The organism is Shewanella sp. BC20, from assembly GCF_003129585.1.
GTDB lineage: Bacteria > Pseudomonadota > Gammaproteobacteria > Enterobacterales > Shewanellaceae > Shewanella > Shewanella seohaensis.
Genome location: NZ_NHRI01000017.1, coordinates 1 through 22,679, shown reverse-complemented (window position 1 = coordinate 22,679; position 22,679 = coordinate 1). Strand labels below are relative to the sequence as shown.

19 protein-coding genes are annotated in these 22,679 nt (G+C 48.4%); 14 read left to right on the top strand and 5 right to left on the bottom strand.

The window, feature by feature from the left end; all coding sequences use genetic code 11:
* Position 1 precedes the first annotated feature (1 nt).
* Complete coding sequence (gene cysZ / locus CBX96_RS16480; protein WP_011716611.1) at positions 2-781, bottom strand: sulfate transporter CysZ; 780 nt, start codon at positions 779-781, stop codon at positions 2-4.
* A 241-nt stretch (positions 782-1,022) separates the two neighbouring features.
* On the opposite strand from cysZ, the gene smc reads away from it, so the two are divergent.
* From smc to CBX96_RS16425, 11 genes are all read left to right on the top strand, one after another.
* Positions 1,023-4,451, top strand: coding sequence for a chromosome segregation protein SMC (gene smc, locus CBX96_RS16475; protein ID WP_109287414.1), 3,429 nt, complete (start codon positions 1,023-1,025; stop codon positions 4,449-4,451).
* 26 nt (positions 4,452-4,477) lie between these two features.
* On the top strand, positions 4,478-5,518 hold the full coding sequence (gene zipA / locus CBX96_RS16470) for a cell division protein ZipA (protein ID WP_109287413.1): 1,041 nt from the start codon (positions 4,478-4,480) through the stop codon (positions 5,516-5,518).
* Positions 5,519-5,616: 98 nt separating this feature from the next.
* Positions 5,617-7,686, top strand: a complete 2,070-nt coding sequence (ligA, locus tag CBX96_RS16465; RefSeq protein WP_109287472.1) for an NAD-dependent DNA ligase LigA — start codon at positions 5,617-5,619, stop codon at positions 7,684-7,686.
* A gap of 156 nt (positions 7,687-7,842) precedes the next feature.
* Positions 7,843-8,331, top strand: a complete 489-nt coding sequence (locus CBX96_RS16460; RefSeq protein WP_109287412.1) for a DUF2919 domain-containing protein — start codon at positions 7,843-7,845, stop codon at positions 8,329-8,331.
* A gap of 209 nt (positions 8,332-8,540) precedes the next feature.
* Positions 8,541-9,746, top strand: coding sequence for an HD-GYP domain-containing protein (locus tag CBX96_RS16455; RefSeq protein WP_109287411.1), 1,206 nt, complete (start codon positions 8,541-8,543; stop codon positions 9,744-9,746).
* A gap of 62 nt (positions 9,747-9,808) precedes the next feature.
* Positions 9,809-10,660, top strand: a complete 852-nt coding sequence (locus tag CBX96_RS16450; protein WP_109287410.1) for an SDR family oxidoreductase — start codon at positions 9,809-9,811, stop codon at positions 10,658-10,660.
* A 130-nt stretch (positions 10,661-10,790) separates the two neighbouring features.
* Positions 10,791-11,414 carry a thiol:disulfide interchange protein DsbA/DsbL gene (locus CBX96_RS16445; protein WP_109287409.1) on the top strand — a complete coding sequence of 208 codons (624 nt, stop codon included), beginning with the start codon at positions 10,791-10,793 and terminating at the stop codon, positions 11,412-11,414.
* 440 nt (positions 11,415-11,854) lie between these two features.
* Positions 11,855-12,121 (top strand): DUF4212 domain-containing protein, encoded by a 267-nt coding sequence (locus CBX96_RS16440; protein ID WP_011622295.1) that lies wholly within the window; start codon positions 11,855-11,857, stop codon positions 12,119-12,121.
* Between the two features lie 11 nt (positions 12,122-12,132).
* Positions 12,133-13,869 (top strand): sodium:solute symporter family protein, encoded by a 1,737-nt coding sequence (locus CBX96_RS16435; RefSeq protein WP_086904649.1) that lies wholly within the window; start codon positions 12,133-12,135, stop codon positions 13,867-13,869.
* A gap of 156 nt (positions 13,870-14,025) precedes the next feature.
* A complete protein-coding gene (locus CBX96_RS16430; RefSeq protein WP_089068058.1) occupies positions 14,026-15,888 on the top strand; it encodes a DUF294 nucleotidyltransferase-like domain-containing protein in 1,863 nt (620 codons plus the stop codon).
* Positions 15,888-16,574 carry an exonuclease domain-containing protein gene (locus tag CBX96_RS16425; RefSeq protein ID WP_109287408.1) on the top strand — a complete coding sequence of 229 codons (687 nt, stop codon included), beginning with the start codon at positions 15,888-15,890 and terminating at the stop codon, positions 16,572-16,574. Before CBX96_RS16430 ends, CBX96_RS16425 begins: the two co-directional genes overlap by 1 nt.
* 161 nt (positions 16,575-16,735) lie before the next feature.
* Here the strand turns inward: CBX96_RS16425 and CBX96_RS16420 are convergent, their stop codons facing one another.
* Entirely contained in the window at positions 16,736-17,161 is a 426-nt protein-coding gene (locus CBX96_RS16420) for a MarR family winged helix-turn-helix transcriptional regulator (protein ID WP_086904652.1), read from the bottom strand.
* 229 nt (positions 17,162-17,390) lie between these two features.
* On the opposite strand from CBX96_RS16420, the gene CBX96_RS16415 reads away from it, so the two are divergent.
* Positions 17,391-18,386 (top strand): NADP-dependent oxidoreductase, encoded by a 996-nt coding sequence (locus tag CBX96_RS16415; protein WP_109287407.1) that lies wholly within the window; start codon positions 17,391-17,393, stop codon positions 18,384-18,386.
* A gap of 476 nt (positions 18,387-18,862) precedes the next feature.
* Positions 18,863-19,462, top strand: coding sequence for a lecithin retinol acyltransferase family protein (locus CBX96_RS16410; protein WP_109287406.1), 600 nt, complete (start codon positions 18,863-18,865; stop codon positions 19,460-19,462).
* 42 nt (positions 19,463-19,504) lie between these two features.
* Here the strand turns inward: CBX96_RS16410 and CBX96_RS16405 are convergent, their stop codons facing one another.
* Positions 19,505-20,569 (bottom strand): ketoacyl-ACP synthase III, encoded by a 1,065-nt coding sequence (locus CBX96_RS16405; RefSeq protein ID WP_086904655.1) that lies wholly within the window; start codon positions 20,567-20,569, stop codon positions 19,505-19,507.
* Positions 20,570-20,661: 92 nt separating this feature from the next.
* The gene (locus tag CBX96_RS16400; protein WP_011622303.1) at positions 20,662-21,333 is read right to left on the bottom strand and encodes a GntR family transcriptional regulator; all 672 of its coding nucleotides are present in this window, start codon (positions 21,331-21,333) and stop codon (positions 20,662-20,664) included.
* Positions 21,334-21,649: 316 nt separating this feature from the next.
* On the opposite strand from CBX96_RS16400, the gene gmhB reads away from it, so the two are divergent.
* Positions 21,650-22,201, top strand: a complete 552-nt coding sequence (gene gmhB, locus CBX96_RS16395) for a D-glycero-beta-D-manno-heptose 1,7-bisphosphate 7-phosphatase (RefSeq protein WP_109287405.1) — start codon at positions 21,650-21,652, stop codon at positions 22,199-22,201.
* A 177-nt stretch (positions 22,202-22,378) separates the two neighbouring features.
* On the opposite strand, the gene CBX96_RS21605 is transcribed toward gmhB, so the two are convergent.
* Positions 22,379-22,679: hypothetical protein (locus CBX96_RS21605; RefSeq protein WP_219930419.1), on the bottom strand; the 301-nt coding region annotated here is incomplete at its 5' end.

Genomic DNA, 22,679 nt, shown 5'->3' with positions numbered 1-22,679 from the left:
ATTATTCGGGAGAAACCACAGGATTACGGTAAGCTTCGCGGTACTTATCGACCCACATGGCGGTGGCACCACAAATCGCCACAGGCATCACAATAAAGTTCACCACAGGGATCATCGAAAACAGGGTCACAGTCGCACCAAAGGTAAAGCTGGTGCCGCGGGTTTGATTAAGGGCAAAGCGCATATCCTTGAAGCTGACCTTGTGGTTATCAAAGGGATAGTCGCAGTATTGAATCGCCATCATCCAAGCGCTGAATAAAAACCATAAAATTGGCGCTAAGGTTTGCCCCACCATGGGCACTAAAAACAGCAGCAAAAATACCAGCGCACGGGGCAAATAGTATTTGAGTTTGATCCATTCACGGCCAAGAATGCGCGGTAAGTCTTTGACGACGTCCATGCCCGAGCCCGTATTCATCGGTTTGCCGGTCAATAACTGCTCGACCTTTTCGGCCAGCAAGCCATTAAAGGGCGCGGCCAGCCAGTTCATCACCGAACTAAAAACAAACGCCAGCATCACCAACATAGTGGTCACCGCTAACGGCCAGAGCAAAAAGTTAAGCCAACTTAAGTATTCGGGGAGCTGGGCATTCATCCAAGTGAAGAGCACATCGAGCTGCCCAATCGCCACATAGATAACAGCCGCAAACAGCACTAAGTTGATCATTAAGGGAATAAATACAAAGGTGCGCAGGCCTTTACGTTTGATTAAACCAAAGCCATCGAGAAAATAATTCACACCACTTTTACCCTGCGAAGGGGAGGAGGATTTCTGTGTCATATCGTCATTCCAAAAAAGTTGAGATACAGCGTGAGATACAGATAACTGCGATTGTGATCAACTCGTCGCGAGATGACAAGCTAAAAGCCATATGAATTCAATAAAAAGCGTTACAAAATACTGCCTGCTTTGCTAAAGTTGGCCTCAGAATTCTATGACACGACTCGGGCTAATATTGGCCTGCATCCCTATTGGTCATCGCCCTGATGGCTTTTTATACTGAGACGCGCTAACTGGCACCATGAGATTAAAACAAATAAAACTTGCCGGCTTTAAGTCGTTTGTCGATCCCACCAAAATTCCGTTTTTACAGGCATTAAGCGCCATTATTGGCCCAAATGGTTGCGGTAAGTCCAACGTGATTGACGCTGTGCGTTGGGTGCTGGGCGAAAGTTCGGCAAAGCATTTGCGCGGCGACTCCATGAGTGACGTGATTTTTAACGGCTCCAGCGCCCGTAAACCCGTGTCTGTGGCGGGCGTTGAACTGGTGTTTGAAAATAAAGAGGGCCGCCTTGCGGGCCAATACGCCAGTTATGAAGAAATCTCGGTAAAACGTCAGGTGAGCCGTGATGGTGAGTCTTGGTATTTCCTCAATGGCCAAAAGTGCCGCCGCAAAGATATCACCGATCTGTTTATGGGCACCGGGCTTGGGCCGCGCAGTTACGCCATTATCGAACAGGGCACGATTTCACGTTTAATCGAATCTAAACCCCAAGATTTACGGACTTTTATTGAAGAAGCCGCGGGGATTTCCCGCTATAAAGAGCGGCGGCGTGAAACGGAAAACCGTATCCGCCATACCCGCGAAAACTTGGAGCGTTTAGGGGATATTCGCAGCGAGTTAGCCAAACAACTGGAAAAACTCAGTCAGCAGGCCAAGGCGGCGAAGCAATATCGTGAGCTGAAGCAAGCTGAGCGTAAAACCCATGCCGAGCTGCTGGTGATGCGCTATCAAGAGCTGCAGAGCCAAATGGCGAGTCTATCGGAGCAGATTAGCTCACTCGAGCTGCAACAAGCGGCGGCACAGTCCTTAGCGCAAACCGGCGAGTTAGAAAGCACCGAGTTGCAAGTCACTCTTTCGCACCTAGCCGAGCAGGAACAGCAGGCGGTCGAAGCCTATTACCTGACCGGTACCGAAATCGCCAAGCTTGAGCAACAGTTACAGAGCCAAAAGCAGCGCGACGCCCAGCTGCGTAATCAGCTTGAGCAGTTGAGTGAGCAAATCATTCAAAACCAAGCCAAATTAGCCGCTTACCAAGCCAGCTTTCAAGCGCTTGAGGCGGAGCTTAGCCAACTTGCGCCGCAACATGAGTTGCAGCAAGAGATGCTCGATGAGCTGCAAGCCCAGTGGGAGATGAGCGTTTCGCGCAGTGAGGCGCAAAGTGAAAGCGCCAGAGTGCTAGCGGCGGCCGTCGCTCAGCATAAGCTGCAATTAGAGTTACACCGCAGCAAACTGGCTCATCAGCAGCAATTAAATGCCCATAAAACCCAGCTACACCAAGAGCAACAACAAGAGTTGGCCTTGCTTAATGCGCATGCCCTCGAAGATAGCAGCGCATCACTTAATGATGAGATTGCCCAGTTAGAACAAGCATTAGCTGAACAAGTTGAAATCAATCAAGAGTTTGAATCCACTCTGGCTGCCGATACTCATGCGTTAGATTTGGCGCGCGGTGAGTTTGAACAATTATCACAGCGTTTAACCTCGATGCGGGCACGCTTCGACCTGGTTGAACAATGGCTCGCGAAACAAGAAGAGTTAAGTGTTAAGCCGCAGCTGTGGCAAAGCATTCAAGTGGAAAATGGCTGGGAAGCCGCAGCAGAGCTTGCGCTGCAGGGATTGATGACGCTGCCCGTGGGCGTTAACGCCAATGAGATAGGGTTTTATGCCGATGCTGCCTTGTCGGCGGATGTGCATCTCGATGGCTCTCCCATCTTAGGCGCTAAATTGAACCTTGCCCCTTGGCTTAAGGGACTCAAATGGGCCGATAATCTGGCCAGCGCGCAAGCACAAGTGGCGAGCTTGACGGCCGATGAGCGAATAGTGACCGCCGACGGTTACTTGCTCGGCAAAGGTTTTTTGATTGCTAAACAAGACAATAGCGAATCTTTGGTGCAATTGAGTAAAGAGCAAACCCAGCTGAGCGAGGCTATCACTGACTGTGAGCAGGTGAAGGCCATACAGCAGGCAAAGCTCGATGAATTAGCGCAGCAATTAACTCAAGTGCGTGACAGCTTAAGCCAAGGCACTAAACGCTTACACCAGTTGCAGCTCGATAAAGCCACTAAATCTACCCAGCTTAATAACGCACAGGCGCAGGCCAAACAGCGTGAAGCTAAACGGGGGCAACTCGCAGAAACCGTTGCACGAAGCCAGACCGAGTTAGCCGAGCTTGCCGCGCAGTTAATGCTGCTTGCGGAGCAAGAGGATGAGCTGGCAGAGGCGCTAGAGTCAAGCCTTGAGAAGCAGCAGCAACAAAGCCAAGATGCGCAAGGGGATATGGCCCGCCATCAAGCCTTGAAGGCACAAATTGGCGATGCCGAGCGGCGCTTAACGAGCCTCAATGCCAGTCTGCAATCGATCGCTACTCGGATGGCGGTGAGCACAGAACAAATTGAATTACAGCGTGTACGTGTCAGTGAATTAGTCCACTCAAAGGAAACACTGTCAGCCCAACTTGCCAACGTCGCGGCACAAGAGGGCGATCAGCAAACGGCGCAGCTCAGCGAACAACTGGCGCAGTTACTCAATCAACAGCAGAGTCAGCAACAGGCACTTAAAAGCCTCAGGTCACAACAAAGTTCGCTCACTGAAACGCTAAACAGTATAGGATTAAAGCAAAAACAAGAGCTTGGTAAGCTTGAGGGCTTGACTCAAAGCCTCAGCACGTTAAAGTTACGTCGTGAGGGATTAAAAGGGCAGGCCGATAGCCAATTAGCGGCGCTGTCAGAGCAACAAATTGTGCTCGCCCAGATTGTCGATTCCCTGCCTGCGGATGGGCATCCCGACAAGTGGCAGCGTGATTTGGATCAGATCCGCCAAAAAATTATTCGCTTAGGGGCGATAAACCTCGCGGCGATCGAAGAATTCGAACAACAAAGTGAGCGAAAATCCTATTTGGATCATCAAGATGAAGATCTAAATAACGGTCTGGCCACCCTAGAGGAAGCCATTCGGAAAATCGATAAGGAGACCCGCACTCGCTTTAAGGCCACATTTGATGCGGTAAACGAAGACCTAGGGCGTTTATTCCCTAAGGTATTCGGTGGCGGACGCGCATATTTAGCGCTGACGGAAGACGATTTATTAGAAACGGGCGTGACCATCATGGCCCAGCCGCCAGGTAAGAAGAACAGTACCATCCATCTTCTTTCCGGTGGTGAAAAAGCCCTAACGGCTTTATCATTGGTATTCGCGATTTTCAGGTTGAATCCAGCTCCCTTCTGTATGTTAGACGAAGTGGATGCGCCTTTAGACGATGCCAACGTAGAACGATTCTGTCGATTATTGAAGGAAATGTCGCAGAGCGTACAGTTTATCTATATCAGCCATAACAAAATTACGATGGAGATGGCTGATCAACTTATCGGTGTGACTATGCATGAGCCGGGTGTATCCCGTATAGTCGCAGTAGATTTAGAGCAAGCGGTGGCAATGGCCGACGCTTGATAACTAGAAGAAAGACAGGGTCACCAATGGAAGATTTGCAACTAGTATTGTTCGTTTTAGGCGCCATAGCCATAGTTGCTGTGCTGGTGCATGGATTTTGGTCTATCAGAAGACAACAACCTAAGTCATTGAAAGATAGTCCGATGGGCAATTTCTATAAAAAGCAGGCCGAACGTGGCGAGGGTGCGCCTAAGCGTGTCGATGCCGATGGTTTCGACGCCGATGGGATTGGTGCCGTCAGAGTCCGTAAAGCAAATGAAGCCCATACCCCAGAGGCACCTGCGTTTAACCCTTATTTAAAGCAAGAAGCCAAAGCACAACCGCAACCCGTGGAACCCGTGCAAGTTGAACCTAAGCCGCTGTTTAAGCAAGAGCCAAGTATGGCGCAGCCTGATTTTAGTCTGCAATCCCCCACGGCCAAAGAGCAACACCGCGGTCCTAAAGCATCACGCCAAGAGCCCGTATTACAAGGCCATTCTGCCAATCTAGCCCAAGCCCATGTAGGGCAATCCCATGCGGCCATGGTGGCGCAAAAAGCCGCCGAAGAACAACGTGCGCAGGTGCAAATGCCTACGCAAACCGCTCTTTTCGATGAGGAAGAGGCGTATGAAGAAGAGCAACCACAAGCCGTTGAACAGGCTGATGATGATTTAGGCGAGCCACGCGATGTATTAGTGCTGCACGTAGTGGCGAAAGAAGGTCAGCAGCTTAATGGCGCCGAATTGTTACCTTGCTTCTTAACCCTTAATTTTAAATATGGCGATATGAATATTTTCCACCGCCATGTGGATAATGCTGGTAATGGTAAGGTGTTGTTCTCCATTGCGAATATGGTAAAACCTGGGATTTTTGACCCAGACAATATGGAACAATTCAGCACCCAAGGCGTGGTGTTCTTTATGACCTTACCTTGCTACGGTGATGCGCTAATGAACTTCTCCATCATGCTTAACTCGGCGCGCCAATTGGCGGATGATATCGATGCGGTCGTGCTTGATGGTCAGCGTCAGCCTTGGGGCGAGTTTACTAAGCAAGATTATTTACACCGCATTCGCGCAAACGCTTAATGCAACGCCGCGAGACTGCGGTGATAGACAGATGGGGCCGCTAAATGCGGCCTCATTTTTTGCAACTTTTTGATGCTTAAGAATTCTGGATAATGAATATGCAAGACATTCAACTCGATAAACGCCTATCTGAACTGCTTTCTCAAGCTGTCACGCCACAAAATGTGCAGCCATTGATGCAGGCGCTCTGCCAATCTCTGAATGAACACAATATTCGTTACTATGTCGATGATGCGCCAAGCATTACCGACTCCGAATACGACAGATTAATGCAGCGTCTGAAACAACTTGAGGCCGAGTATCCTCAGTTTGTTGCTGCCGACTCGCCCACCCAAAGAGTGGGCGGCATGGCGCTGGCAAAGTTTGAACAAATTACTCACCTTAAACCCATGTTAAGTCTTGATAATGCCTTCGATGAAGCGGACTTTAGCGCGTTTCATAAGCGTGTCAGCGACAGAGTTGGCCAAGTGAGTTTTTGCTGCGAGCCTAAGCTCGATGGTTTGGCGGTGAGTATTTTGTATCGCAATGGGGTGCTTGAACGCGCCGCGACCCGTGGCGATGGCACTGTGGGCGAAGATATTACCGAAAACGTTAAAACCATTAAGTCAATTCCGCTCAAACTGCGCGGTGACGACTATCCCGAATTGGTTGAAGTGCGCGGCGAAGCCTTTATGCCCAAGGCGGCATTTGAGGCGCTAAATGAGCGTGCACGCTTAAAGGATGAAAAACTGTTTGTGAATCCGCGTAATGCGGCAGCGGGCAGCTTACGTCAGCTCGACAGTAAAATTACCGCGTCACGGGCGCTGTCTTTTTATGCCTACGCCTTAGGTGTGGTGGAGCCGACTTCCCATGAGCTTGCTAAGACGCATTATGAGCAATTGCAGCAACTTAAATCATGGGGGCTGCCAGTCAGTAGCGAGATTAAAGTCTGCGACGAACTCAGCCAAGTGTTTGCCTACTATCAAGATATATTGACTCGCCGCAGCGATTTACCCTTTGAAATCGATGGTGTGGTGATGAAGGTGAACGATATCGCCCAGCAGCAAACCTTAGGGTTTGTGGCCAAATCTCCCCGCTGGGCGATTGCCTATAAGTTCCCCGCGCAGGAAGAAATGACCCTGCTCGAAGGCGTAGATTTTCAAGTGGGCCGCACTGGCGCGGTGACTCCAGTTGCGCGCCTAAAACCTGTGTTCGTTGGCGGCGTGACAGTGTCGAACGCGACTTTGCACAATGCCGATGAAATCGAGCGTTTAGGTGTGATGGTGGGCGATACTGTGATTATTCGCCGCGCAGGCGATGTGATCCCGCAAATTGTGGCCATAGTGCCAGAGCGCCGCCCAGAAGATGCGAAGGCGATTGCCTTCCCACAACACTGCCCCGTTTGCGGCAGTTTAGTTGAGCGATTAGAAGGGGAGGCCGTGGCCCGTTGTAGCGGCGGCTTATTCTGTGAGGCGCAGCGTAAAGAGGCGATCAAGCATTTTGCCTCCCGCAAGGCATTAGATATCGACGGCATGGGCGATAAAATTGTCGAGCAGTTGATTGATAAGGAGCTGGTGCAAAGCCCGGCTGACTTATTTAAACTCACCGCCTCTATGATGACCATGCTCGACCGTATGGGAATGAAGTCGGCCACCAATCTCGCGCTGGCGATTGAAGCGGCTAAAACCACGACTTTGCCTCGTTTCCTCTATGCCTTAGGCATTCGTGAGGTGGGTGAGGCCACGGCGGCGAACCTGGCGACTCACTTTGGTAACCTAGAGGCACTGCGCGTGGCCACCATTGAGCAACTTATTCAAGTTGAAGATATTGGTGAAGTGGTTGCCCAGCACGTGGCGCATTTCTTTGCCCAGCCCCATAACCTAGAGGTGATCGATGCTTTGATTGCGGCTGGCGTCAACTGGCCTGCGATTGCAGCGCCAAGCGCCGATAAGCAGCCATTAAAGGGGCAGACTTGGGTGTTAACGGGTACCTTAAATCAACTCAACCGTAACGATGCTAAGGCGCAGCTACAGGCCTTAGGCGCCAAAGTCGCGGGCAGTGTGTCGAAAAATACCGATTGCTTAGTCGCGGGCGAAGCGGCGGGGTCTAAGCTTGCCAAAGCGCAGGAGCTTGGCGTGAAAGTGATTGGCGAGGATGAATTATTGGCTCTTCTGGCTGCAAATAGCTAAGTCGCTGTCGCTTAGTGTATAAAGCCCTGCCTTGCGGGGCTTTTTTATGGCTAGGTCTTAAGCGCTACATTTGAATTATTTATGTTAGCCATTGAATTTAGCCGTTACGCCACCATCTTGTTTATATTGCTTTAGTTTTTACTAAATGGATTGCGATTGAATTTTAGTCACATCACTTGGCTCGATGATAAAGGCCATATCAAACCACCGATTTTTTTATATGCCATTCTGGCTTTTCTCGCCCGTGGCTGGTGTATTTTTATTGCCTCTCTGACCCAAGCCAGTGACAGAGCTGAGTTAGTGCGGCTCTTCTATCCCGAAAAGTCTGACTTTTTACTTGCACTCGCGGCGGGGCTGGGTGCCGTGGCGCTGTATTTTGTGGTACTGGCGGAGCGGCGCCGTTCGCCCTCATGGCTGCGACCAGTGTTTGTCCAGCTTAAATGGGGATTGTGGATATTATTATTACTCGATGCGACCTTACTCACGCAGCGATTAATACACGGGCAATTTTTATTCCATTGGAGTTTAGCCCTCGACGCCTTAGTGCTGTTCTGGTCGTGTTTGTATGTCTACAAGTCAAAACGCCTCGGCTATTATCTAGCTGACTGGCCGAAAGAGACTGTGACATCGGTAAAAGCAGACTAAGGTCATCTCGTTGTAATTTCAGCTTTTTATCAAATATCTAGTCACTGAGGGATAATTTGTGTGTACTATCCCTCAGTTTGATAAGCATTTTTTCACTTATAGCTTACTGATTTTGTTGAATCATCTATAGTTATATGTACTTAGCTTAAATGTGCGGCCAAAGAAGCCAAAAGATGTGCTTCTTGCGTGCATGAAAGGAGTCATATTGCGTGACAAAAGTTGCCCAACGAAAACTATTACTTTCAGAACTTCAACTTGGCATGAGAGTCAAGTTGCCTTTGTCATGGACGAATCACCCTTTTTTATTTAACCGTGTGGATATCAGTAGTCCCGCTCATATTGAGATGATCCGCGGACTCGGCGTGCCCTATGTGTATCTAATTTCAGGCAATAGTGATGAACTCGAATCGACGGATGAAGAGGAAGAAGTCGAAGAGATTGAAGAAGCGCCACCGGAGCGTGACTTAAAGGCCGATACCCGTAAGGCGATGCGTTTAAGTCAGAAGCGTTTCTTAGAGAGCGTTAACCAGTGCCGCAATGTGTATGGCAAAGTGGTCAGCGACCCCGAAGGGGCTTATCGCTTATCTGCTGCCTTAGTGGAAGATTTACTCAGCCATCTTCAAGAGGTCGAGAAACCTTTCCTCACTTTGGTCGGAATGGATGAAAAAGAGGTCAGTGTGACTCAGCACGGCATCTCGGTAGCAGTATTAGCCATGATGATAGGTCAGGCACTCGATTTGCCGGCGCGGGATTTGCGCGATATTGCCTTGGGGAGCCTATTCCACGACATTGGTAAACTCAAAGTCCCCGATGTGATCCGCCGTAAACGGGGGGCGCTTACTCCCCATGAGGCCAATTACCTGCAAATGCACCCGAACTTTGGCTATGACATGCTGAATCGCTCGGGACTCTTTCCAAAGGAGGTGCTGAATATTGTGCTGCACCACCATGAGTTTATTGATGGTTCAGGCTTTCCCGATGGGCTCTCGGGGGCCAAAATCCCTATCATCACTCAAATAGTGAGTCTGGCGAACGATTACGATCAGCAGCTCAGTGGCCAGCAGGCGTCTTCACCGCAGGTGGCTTTAGGTTATTTATTTAAAAATCGTGCGAGTAAACATGCCGAATCCTTAATTGCTGTGTTAGTTAAGATTTTAGGTATCTATCCGCCGGGTACTATCGTCAAGCTATCCGACGACACTGTCGCTAAGGTGATTATGACCACTAAAGAGGTGAGTCAGCCGCAGGTGTGGGCTTGCAAAGAAGATGGTAGTGAGGCCTCGTTACGTTTTTTAAGTGATGAAGGGGTGACAGTACAAAAAGCCATTCGCGCGGAGGAGTTAACCGAGGGCGCGATCCGCACCTTGCAAATGGATAAAGGTATTAGTTTTTATTTTAGCTCGTTCCAAGCTTGAATCCCGCCACCTGAGTTCCGTATGCTATTGGCCGAAATACCTTGGGGTGTCGGTCAAAGGAAATGGAGTTGAGTGTGGCAGATCAAAAAAGTGTTGCGGTTGTCGGTTGTGGTTGGTTTGGCTTTGCCCTTGCTAAACACTTAGTGCAAGCGGGTTATCGAGTCACTGGCGCTAAACGACACACAGAGGAGTTAGCGCCTCTCACTGAGGCGGGGATCCATGGGTTCCAACTGCAACTCGGGGATGACGCTGACGTTCTCCCCGACGCGCAAGCTTTAAAGGACTTGTTTCAGACAGACTTTCTTGTCGTCAATATTCCTCCGCGCCTCAAACATGGCAATACCGCCTATCTTCAAGAATTACAGCAGTTAATTGCGTTAACCCAAGGCTGGCACTATCAAGGCATAGTGTTTATCAGCACCACGGGCGTTTATCCTTCCCTCGACCAATCTATGACCGAAGCGGATGCACAGGCTGAATCTGCTTCATCACAGGTGTTATTGGATGCCGAAGCCTTATTTACTCGCCAACCGGATAGTTGCATCGTTCGTTTTGCCGGTTTGGTTGGACCCAAACGTCATCCAGGGCGCTTCTTTGCCGGTAAAACCGATGTGGCGGGTGGCAATGTTGCGGTCAATCTAGTGCATTTGCAGGACTGCGTTGCGGCGGTGAGCTTGATTATTGCTGCAAAGGCAAAGGGGGAAAAGATCGCCGCAATTTATAATCTTTGCGCGCCAGAGCATCCCTCGCGAAGCGAATTTTATGTGGCCGCCGCCGAGTCCTTAGGATTAGCGGCGCCACAATTTAATGGGCTGCTACAACCCAGCAAAGTTATTCTAGGAGATGCGATCGTCCGCGAGCTTGGGTTTGAGTATCAGTTTGCTTCGCCCCTTGCGATGCTGGCGGCCTGTTAGTGGGTGATTTAGCGCCTATTGTTAACAAATTTTTAAGAACCTTGGCCATCTTTTGAGGTATCTTAATGGCCTGTGCGTGTTGCAAACGACTTACGATTCAATGATGCAGTCACTAATAAGAAGAGAAAATATGAAAAGCCTAACTCATTTTGTTCGACCTTTGGCGGCGCTGGCCTGTGGATTGGTGTTAAGTGTGAGCTTTGCACTGCAGGCGGCGAGTTTTGAAGAAGGGAAGGATTACGTCACTGTTGCTGGGATCAGCGAAGCACAAAAGCCTGTGCTGCGTGAGTTCTTCTCCTATAACTGCCCACATTGCTACAAGCAGGAACCCTTTATCGCTTCCACGGTAAAACTCTTAGGCAAAGATCTGGCCTTCGAGCGTACGCCGGTGGGCGCGGGGCGTCCGGCATGGGAGCTGAGTCAATTAGCCTATTTTGTCGCGCAAAAGCTGAAAATGACCAAGCAAGTGCACGAAGCGATTTTTAAACAAATCCATGAAAAAGGTGAGCAGTTTACACGCCCTGAACAGGTTAAAGCCTTCTTTGTGGCGCAAGGTGCTAAAGCCGATGATGTCGATGCGGCGATGAACTCTGTCGATGCGAAGTTTTCCGTGATGAATTACGACTCGCAGGCAGAATTATCGGGCATTAAAGGCGTTCCTTCTTTATTAGTCAATGGCCGCTATTTAGTGACCTCTAAGGTACACACTCCTGAAGAATTAGCCGAGCTAGTAAAATTCTTAGCCGCCAAATAATAAGCTTGAACTTGCGTCTATGCTGGCGCCAATATATTTGTTTCCCATAACCCAGCGATGCTGGGTTATTTTTTTGCCTTTTTACTGGCACTTCTTAGCGGAAATCCTTAGCTTTCTGACGGCAATTTATCTCTCTGAAGTACGATATTTTATTTATTTCACAGCCAGTTACTGTTACTCATCTACCTCATCTTGCCGTCCTACTAGCATGGCATTTGTGCCGTTTCTAGCCTTAGGATCTTCGACATTGGTCTAAGCTGCTCAAAAAATAACTTTTGCATCAAAATGTAAAATCATTGTTAACTTTATGATTTTAAATACTATTCAATTTTTTCTGGTGTGAGGCACTTCTCAAATTAGACTAAGGTCTTGATTGTGGTCACTCCAGCTGTTGCTAGATTTAACAAGACTTAAAAATAAAACAGCACAGGGGAGTCGCTATGGCATTTGAAAACAACGATAAAGCAAAAGGTTACTGGAATGAGAATTTACGTCTTGTTTTAGGCCTATTGGCTATTTGGGCCGCAGTCTCATTTGGATGTGGCATTCTATTGGTTGATGTACTCAATGAAATCCATTTCATGGGCTTCAAGTTAGGTTTCTGGTTTGCCCAACAGGGATCTATGTATGTCTTTGTTGCGCTTATTTTTGTCTACGCGGCAAAAGCCAACGCCTTAGATAAAAAATATAACGTACAAGAAGACTAAGGAGAACGGAAATGGGTGTACAAGGATTAACTTATCTGATTGTGGGGCTGTCGTTCGCGCTCTACATTGGGATCGCGATTTGGTCCCGCGCGGGTTCGACTAAAGAGTTCTATGTTGCGGGTGGCGGTGTTCACCCCGTTGTTAACGGGATGGCAACGGCAGCGGACTGGATGTCTGCGGCATCCTTTATTTCGTTAGCGGGTATTGTTTCTTTCGTCGGTTATGACGGCAGTGTGTACCTGATGGGCTGGACGGGCGGTTATGTATTATTAGCCCTGTGTATGGCGCCGTATTTACGTAAATTTGGTAAGTTCACTGTGCCTGATTTCGTGGGTGAGCGTTATTACTCCCAAGCGGCGCGTACGGTAGCGGTTATTTGCGCTATCTTCATCTGCTTTACATACATCGCTGGCCAAATGCGCGGTGTGGGTGTGGTATTCTCGCGCTTCCTCGAAGTGGACGTGGACACCGGCGTGTATATCGGTATGGCCGTGGTGTTCTTCTACGCTGTGCTCGGCGGTATGAAAGGGATTACCTATACTCAGGTTGCCCAATACTGCGTGCTAATCTTCGCCTTTATGGTGCCTGCGATTTTCTTATCTGTGATGATGACGGGCCATATCATTCCTCAAATTGGTTTCGGTGCTGAATTACTCGATGCTGCCGGGAATAATTCTGGGGTTTACCTGCTCGAGAAGCTGAACAATCTGTCTGCGGATCTAGGCTTTGCACCTTACACCGATGGTTCTAAGAGCATGATCGACGTGTTCTGTATTACTGGTGCTTTAATGGTTGGTACTGCGGGCTTACCCCACGTTATCGTGCGTTTCTTCACTGTACCTAAAGTGAAAGATGCGCGTGTATCAGCTGGTTGGGCGCTGGTGTTTATCGCCATCATGTACACTACTGTTCCTGCATTAGCGGCATTCTCTCGCGTTAATATGATTGAGACCATTAACGGTCCTGATCAAAAAGGTGTTGCCTATGAGTCTGCACCAGATTGGATCAAAAACTGGGAAAAAACCGGTCTGATCAAATGGGATGACAAAAACGGCGACGGCAAAATCTACTATGCTAAAGGCAAAATGGAAGATGCTGCTAGCCCTAACGAAATGAAGATCGACAACGATATCATCGTATTAGCAACGCCAGAAATCGCGAATCTCCCAGCTTGGGTTATCGCACTGGTGGCAGCGGGTGGTTTAGCGGCAGCGTTATCTACCTCTGCGGGTCTGTTACTGGTTATTTCGACTTCAGTGTCACACGATTTACTGAAGAAGAACCTGATGCCAAATATCTCTGACAAGAAAGAGCTGATGTACGCTCGACTGGCGGCTGGTATCGGTATCGTGATTGCGGGTTACTTCGGGATTAACCCTCCAGGATTCGTGGCAGCGGTAGTGGCATTCGCCTTCGGTCTGGCGGCATCCTCTCTGTTCCCAGCCATCATCATGGGGATTTTCTCTAAGACGATGAACAAAGAAGGTGCAATCGCAGGTATGGTGATCGGTCTACTGTTTACTGCCGCTTACATCATCTACTTCAAGTTTGTGAACCCAACGGCTAACGTATCGGCGAATTGGTTCCTCGGTATTTCGCCAGAAGGTATCGGTATGGTTGGTATGGTGGTGAACTTTGCGGTAGCGGCTATCGTCTGTAAAGTAACCGCCGCGGCACCTGCCCATGTACAAGATATGGTTGAATCTATCCGTTTCCCTAAAGGGGCGGGAGAGGCTAGCAGCCATTAATCTCTGCAGGATTTAGCTAAGTAAGATAAAAGGACGCATTGGCGTCCTTTTGTTTTTATGGCGTCAGCGCAAGCTTAAGGCTGACTTTAGTCGTATATGGCCCAACAATTGTGCGCGCTATAGTGGAATAAAATTCACCTAAAATAAGGTGTTGCTATGAACGCCAGCGAATTACAACCCGTTGTGCAGTTTTTAACATCCACAGCCCCCTTCGATACGCTACCCAACGAGATCATCTTACGTTGCGCTAAGGCTGTGACCGTTGGTTACTACAGTAAAGCCTCGGGTTTTGTGAAATTTGATGCCGATGCGCCGAAATTGTATCTGGTGCGCAGCGGTGCCTTTGAGGTGCGCGATCCTGAAGGGGTGTTAGTGGATAGGGTCGCCGAAGGGGAGTTTTTTGGCTTTTCGACGCTGTTGTCTGGGGAGAAAGTGGTTAATCGGGTCGCGATTCTCGAAGACAGTTTGGTGTATCACCTACCGCAGGCATTGTTCGATCAACTGCGAAGCGAGAGTCGACACTTCGATAAATTTTTTACCCGCGCCTTTGCCAAGCGGTTACGTCACGAGGCGCGATTTAAAGCGAAAGATCTAACGACCACCAGTCGAATCAGTACCTTAATGTCATCTTCGCCCATTATGATCGACGCCCACGCCAGTGTGACGCAAGCGGCGCTCTTGATGCGTAACTCACGGGTATCGTCCTTATTGGTCACGGACAATCACAAGCTAGTGGGGATTTTAACGGATAAGGATCTGCGTAACAGGGTGCTGGCTGCTGGGCTCGATGGTCGCATCGCCGTGCATCAAGCCATGACCACATCGCCGATTTCGATTTCATCCAATGCGTTGATTTTCGAGGCGATGTTATTGATGAGTGAGCATAACATTCATCACTTGCCGATCATTGATGAGCAAAATACCGAGGAAGTAAAAGCCATTGGTATGGTGACCAGTACTGACATTTTGCGCGGTCAAGGTTCGCAGCCCCTGCTGCTGATTGGTGAAATCGAGCGGCAGCGGGATCTCGCCAGCCTCATTAGCGTCAGTAAACAAATCCCCTTGTTATTGCAAAATTTAATCAGTGCCGATGCTAGGGCTGAGGAGATTGGTCGGGTACTGACCTCGGTCACAGATGCGCTAACGCGGCGCTTGATTGTGCTCAATCAGCAAATTCTCGGTGAGGCGCCGATGGCATTTTGCTGGTTAGCCTTTGGCTCGCAAGGGCGACAAGACCAAGCCGCCTGTTCGGATCAAGATAACGGCTTACTGGTGGCCGAGGAAATGGATGATTATGCCAAAGGCTATTTCGATGCCTTGACCCATGCGGTTTGCGCGGGGCTAGATCAATGTGGTTATGCTTTTTGTCCCGGTAATATCATGGCACAGAACCCCCAGTGGCGAATGTCGCTCAAAGCGTGGCAACAGGTCTTTGAAAAGTGGGTGGTCACGCCTGAGCCTAAGGCATTGATGCATGCGAGTATTTTTTTCGATATGCGCTCAGTGTTTGGCCCGCAATCCCTGTTCGACGCCCTACAAGATACAGTGCTGGCACAAACCAAAGACAATGATATTTTCCTCGCGGGGATGACGGGCAATTCCCTCGTCGAGTCGCCACCCTTAGGCTTTTTTCGAAAATTTGTGTTAGAGCGCGATGGCAGTGAGGTAAAAGGCATTGATTTAAAACATAAAGGAAATGCGTTAATCAACGATATCGCCCGCGTGTATGCGCTGTCGGCGGGGATTAAGGAAGTGAACACCGCCAAACGGATCCGAGCGCTGATGGACGCCAATATTCTCAATCGTAAGGATGCGCTTAACTTGGCCGATGCCCATGAATTTATTGCCCATATGCGTTTATCGAATCAAGGCTACCAACATACACAGGGGCTGAAGATCAGTAATTATTTGTTACCCGGCCATTTATCCTCTTTAGTGAGGCATCAACTGCGGGATGCTTTTAAAGTGGTCCATGATGCCCAGTCGGGGATGAAGATGAAATTTATGCGGAGCTTTTAATGGGGCCTTGGTGGGTGAACGCAAAGCTGCGCTGGCGTGCGTTACGCTGTCAGCATCAGCTATTTAAGGATTATTACCAATCCTTAGTGCCATTGTTGGAGTTACCCATTAGTCGGGCGCCTTTGATGGCGATGGATTTGGAGATGACAGGACTCGATCCCTTACAGGACCAAATCTTAAGTATTGGGCTGGTGCCGATTGAAAATGGGGCGATTCCCCTGATAGGCGCACAGCAAAAACTGGTGCAAATTCAAGGCAGTGTGGGGCAGAGTGCGACAATTCATGGGATCCTCGATAATCATTTAACCGAGGCGGTAACCATTGAAGAGGCGATGGCATGGTTTGTGGCGCAAACCCGTGGTCATGTGTTGGTTGCGCACCATTCCCCCCTCGATTGCCGTTTCTTACAGCAAGATATCTTGTCGATTTATCATCAAGCGATTGTACTGCCTGCGATCGATACCTTGCTGCTGGAAAAACACCGCTTGCTACGCGAACACTCAGTGCTTAAAGAAGGCAGCTTGAGGCTTGGGGCATGCCGTGAGCGATATGGATTGCCGATTTATGGCGCCCACAGCGCCCTGACTGACGCACTGGCCTGCGGCGAACTGTTGTTGGCACAGGTGGCAAGTATGGGTGGCGCTGAGGAGTTAAAGGTGGGTGAATTACTGGCTTACTCACGCTAAAGATGTGTTAGCGCCCTCGCTGCAGCATGATTGTCTCTGCGCCTAAATCCCTTTGTCTAATTTTCTTGAGCTGAATATCTAAACCTGATGCATGTCGTGAGAATTGAGTGCTAACCAAAGGCGGCTTTAGAAAGCGTACGAAGGAATGTTCATTCGGCAGGTTAGTCTTTCGATAAATCGGCTTCTAATTCAAGACATAAGCGACGTAATTCCTCGATACGCTCGGCATTCATCTTAGAGCGAGCCACCAATTTCTCCGTGAGCTGAGTCGCTTCCTCTTGTAATTGCCTGCCCTTGTCTGTGAGGGAAATAACCTTTTTGCGTTCATCCAACTCAGATAAGTTACGGGTGAGTAAGCCTTTCGATTCCAAGCGCTTAACAATTGGGGTCAAGGTGCTGGGATCTAAACGCGTGTCGTTAGATAACTCTTTGAGACTGACATCGTTCACGTACCAGAGTGAGTGCATCACTATGTACTGAGGGTAGGTGAGATCGTATTCGTCAAGGATAGGACGAAAGGCTCGCACTAATGAGTTGGTCGCCGAATAGAGTGCAAAGCACACGTTGTCTGATAATTTTTGAGCCATATCGCTTACCCAGGATGAACAATGAAGGTCGATGTTAACAAATTCTACGTTGCAAAAATAGTTTGTGTGCAAAATATTTTTAGGCGTAACAGTTGATTTGTGCGTCACTTGTGGGTAGTTTATTGGCAAACAGTTTGTGCGCAAACTATTTGCAAGCTAATAAGTTTAGTTCATTGTCGAAATATCACTCTCTGTTTGCAGAGTGTCCGACGTAATAGAGGTTAAGTATATGATAAGCAGTCAAATTCATTTAGCATCACGCCCTATTGGTATGCCTACTCTGGCAAATTTTAAACAGGTTGAGGTGACATTGCCCGCCTTAAAAGCCGGAGAAGTGCTGGTTAAAAATACTTGGATGTCAGTCGATCCCTATATGCGTGGCCGTATGATGGACAAGGATTCCTACATTCCACCCTTCCAGATTGATGCGGTTATGGACGGTGGAGCCATAGGTGAAGTCATTGAATCACTCAATCCGCAATTCCCCGTGGGATCAAAAGTGAGCAATGTCAGCGGCTGGCGCAGCGCCTTTATCAGTGATGGGCTGGATCTCACCTTATTGCCTTCAGCGAATATTCCTGAGCAGTACTTTTTAGGTGTACTTGGTATGCCCGGATTGACCGCTTGGGTGGGTCTAATGACAATTGCGAAATTAACCCCCAAAGATACCGTGTTTGTTTCTGCTGCATCGGGCGCGGTGGGCATGGTTGTCTGTCAAATCGCTAAGCTTAACGGCTGTAAAGTGATTGCTTCGGTTGGCTCGGATGAGAAGGCTGAATTAGTTAAAAGTCTGGGTGTGGATGCGGTGATTAACTATAAAAAAGTCACTGATTTAACTCAGGCTTTGCGTGACGCGGCGCCCGATGGCATTGATGTGTATTTTGAGAATGTCGGCGGCGCTCACCTTGAAGCCGCATTGAATGTGCTGAACGAATATGGCCGTATTTCTGTATGTGGGATGATTGCCGGTTATAACGCGCAGACGCCAGTTCCAGGTCCAAGCAATCTCTTAGCCATCATCACCAAAAAGTTAACCATACAGGGCTTTATTGTGATGGATTACTTTGACCAGTTTGAAGAATTCATCGCTCAAATGGCGCAGTGGCTGCAGGCGGGTAAAGTGAAATCGCAAGAAACGGTTTACCAAGGTTTAGAGCAAGCCCCAGAGGCGTTTATCGGCCTGTTCGAAGGCAAAAACAAAGGCAAAATGCTAGTTAAACTTTAATCTTGCTGTACTCTTACGGCTTAGTATTAAGGTGCAATCCGATGCACCTTGATGTCGTAAATAAAGTCATCGTTTGAGCTGAAGCCTGTTTTTACAAAGGCTTCAGTTTTCCTTTTCTTTCACAATCAAGCAGGCTAAGTTTGTGCTCTGGCTAGCGATTTCAGCTTTAATTCACGCTTATCCCACTACACTGCAACATCGCAGTCCTAGAAGCTCAATGCCCCGTTAAAAGGTAAGTTACCCGTATCATGCTTGGGGACCTTTGCGGGAAACTTGGCAATTCAGTGGAACTGTACTTCACTCTTATTATTAAGAATTCAAAGGCTAAGGCCTACCGACACAAGGATAGATTTAATGAACACTGGGTTTAAAGAAAGGTGAGGGTCAGAAGGAGGCGCAAACGCCATCCGACTTTCTTGACCCCCTATCTATTAACGACGCATTTTACAGATAACTGATGCCATAAGGGGATGAGGATGCCATTACCGTTACTTTGGCTAGGCAGCGCGGCTATGGGGGCGTTATTGCTCGCAGATGAGCGTGAAAAGCGCCAGCAGCTTGAGCGTGACCGTTTATTAGGCAAGGCGCCACGGCAAACGACGGGCAACCAAGCCATGATTGCTGCGCCAAGTCAGTGGCAAAAGGGCTTTAAACAAGTCTCGCCGCAGCCTGGCAGTATCGTCTGCTGCTATGTGTTTGGGGTCATTGAACATACGGGCATTTGGTTGGCGGATGATTGCCTCGTCGAGCTACATGGCTCCGGGCTGATACGGGCGGTATCGGTAAAGCGGTTTTTAGCGGAGCGTACTGGTAGCCAAATCTATATTGCCTGTAATCATCAACATCAACCACTGATTGCCAGTGATATGGTGAGCCGCGCCGAGCGGGCCATTTATCAATATCGAGAATATGATTTGTTCGATAACAACTGCCATCGATTCGTCTGGTCATGTTTGTGTGGTGAAGAGGTTGCCATAAAAAGCTTTAACGAATTGAATCAAAAACTCGCGGGCTATTTTAAGCAGGGGATTTACTGGGATGAAATGCGTCGCGTACCTGAAGAGATAAAAATGTAAAAGGCCATCCGAAGATGGCCTTTTATCCGTGTTTGGGATTAATTACTTACAGAAATAATCTACAGCACGTTTAACCAGCTCAATGCCACTCAACTCGCAAGGAGGCAGCTGGGCATCACTCACTTGAACCGGCGTTACGCGCTCGCCCCATTGCAATAACAGCGCTGCTGAGGTTAACCCCGCACCGAAAGCACAAGATAGAATGGTTTGGTTTGGCTTAATTAACCCTTTTTCCAACGCATCGCAGATAGCGATAGGGATAGTGGCCGCGGAGGTGTTGCCATAGTTAGCGATGTTCACGAAGGCTTTTTCTTTAGGGATCTTCATGCGGCTAACGAGGGTGTCGATAATGCGCTCGTTCGCTTGGTGTGGGATCACTAAATCGACTTCATCCTTATCGACGCCACATTTCTCCAGCACTTGATTGCTTAACTTATTCATACCATTAATGGCACGTTTAAAGATTTCTTGGCCATCGAACTGAATATAAAAATCTAAGGACTCGGCGGAGAATCTATCCATCGCTGTACCAAAACCGGCTTTTAAGATATCGCGACCTTCAGGATCGTTATTCAGCTCATAACCTAACACACCGCCCGGAACATCGGTTGCTTCCACAACAACTGCGCCCGCGCCATCACCAAACAACACTGCGGTTTCACGGCGTGACCAATCGAGGTAGAAAGATAAACGTTCGGCGCCTACAACTAGTACTTTTTTGCACTGACCACTCTTGATCTGTGAGCTGGCTAAGCCTAAGCCATACAAAAAGCCACTGCATGCCGCGTTGATATCGAAGGCTGCGCAACTTGCGCCAATATTCGCTTGGACTGTGGAGGCAATATTAGGGATCAAGGTATCTGGGCTGGCGCTGGCTAAAATGATCATATCAATTTCGCTGCCGTCAATGCCCGCCGCTGCAAGGGCGCGTTTAGCGGCAACCGATGCTAACTCAGAGGTATTCACATGGCTGATATGACGCTGGCTGATCCCGGTACGGCTTTTAATCCATTCATCGGAAGTTTCGATAAAAGTGGCAAGATCATCGTTAGTCAAAGTGGCGGGAGGAACACATTTTCCCCAGCCAGTGATAGTGGCGTACTGCATGGTGTTTTCTCTCAAATAAAAAAGGCAGAACCTGAAGTGCTGCCTCAAATCGACAACAAAGCTTATCGGTATAACGAATGACAGTCCGTGATCTAGACCACCTGTTTGGCGACGAGATCCCGAATTGTCATTGCGGCATGCAAAATATGATGTCGCAGCAACGCCGTGGCTTTCTCTGTTTCTCTTTGTTTGCAATAGTTGAGCAGTTCACGGTGCTCGTGCTCTGCTGCGGGAATGCCTCCTGCGAGCAGCAATTGCAAACGGATATATCTATCGCAGTTAGTATTGAGGCCGTGGACAACCTCTAGCGTATGTGGACGATTGGCGGCTTGATATAAACAGGTATGAAACTGTGTATTTAGCTCGCTCCAACTGGCGACGGCATCTTCATGTTTAAAGGCCGATTCCAATTGCTCCAATACGCGTTCTGCTTTTATTAAGTCTTCTTCTTGAAGTCGTGGTATGGCTTTGGCGAGTAGATCGGTTTCGATCATGGCGCGTAATTCAAAAAGCTCAGTCACTTGTTCAACGGATAATTCGGTCGCGGTCGCCCCTTTATGGGGTTCGAACTTCACAAGCCCCTCCGCCTCAAGTTGTAGTAAGGCTTCTCTCACGGGAATGCGGCTTACATGTAAGGCTTCGGCTAAGGCGCTTTGTCTGAGTGGTTCCCCTGCGGCTATATCACCAGAAAGAATTTTCTCTCTCAGCACTTCTACAACTAATTGGGTGCGGGTTTTATGGACTATAGGCGTAGTTCGACTCATTATGACCGTCTATTTTTAGGTGTTTTATTGTTATCCGTGCAAGATTACCGTTAAAAACAGCACAAATAAAGGGAAAAGCTCGATTGAATACCGCATCCCTTGAGCCTAAAAAAGCATTATCGGACGATTTTATCGGCGAAATGCATCGGGATAAGTACGATTTAATACGGTTTTACGCCCGCGTTGGTTGAGATAAGCCGGAACTTGTTCAAACTGCGTCATGTCGCAGACAACTTCGCGGTGCAATTTCTTGCAATGGATGGAATAATAGTGAAATTACGCATTAAGCGCTGTTTATAGTGAGTGGAGTCGTACTGTGAGTACAGTCAATCGAGCCGTATTTTTAGACCGTGATGGTGTGATCAACAAAGATCATGGTTATGTGCATCAGGTGGATGACTTTGAATATATAGAAGGGGTGTTTGAAGCCTGCCTCGCCTTAAAGCAAATGGGATACAAATTGGTGGTGGTCACCAATCAGTCGGGGATTGCCCGTGGCATGTATACTGAAGATCAATTCCACAGTCTCACCGAATGGATGGATTGGAACTTTGCCGATAAAGGTGTCGACCTTGATGGCATCTATTATTGCCCGCACCATAATGAAAAAGGTCTCGGTGAATATAAAGTCGATTGCGATTGCCGCAAGCCAAAACCTGGCATGCTACTCGATGCGGCAAAATTCCTGAAAATCGATTTGTCGCAATCGGTGATGGTGGGCGATAAAGCAGACGACATGCTTGCGGCCAAAGCGGCAGGGGTCCCGACACGTATCCTCGTCCGTACTGGTAAAGCCATTGCTGATGATAGCGAGGCGTCTATGGTGCTCGATAGCATTGCCGATGTACCGGGTTTTTTAAAGAAGTAGCCTATTCTTGCAACTTAAAGCGTGCATCAATCTATTTGAACCGTGAGATTGAGCTCGAACCGAGAGCTTAACAATAACAAAAAGTGCAGTATTTACTTTATCGTTTTGCTGTGTGACCCGTGCTAATGGCGTTATTAGGGCGATAGAGATAGCCAAAGTGATGAAAATTACAGCGAATTAGGCGCTAAAACTGATGTTTGGTTTAAAAATTACGCACTCACATCGCTTTTTCTCATTATTTTGTCGAAAGGGGTTGCGGTAAAATCTGACATCCCTATAATGCGCATCCACTGGCCCAGCGGGGTCAACGGTGAAAGCCAAAAGCGTTAAACGCTCAAGGCAAATAACCATGCTCTTTAACAATTTATCAAGCAAATCTGTGTGGACACTCACAGGTGTTGAGTTAATCGAAATTACTCTGCCGTTTGGCGAGTAATCAAAATTTAAATCAATGAATGAGTGTTCATAGCAATATGTG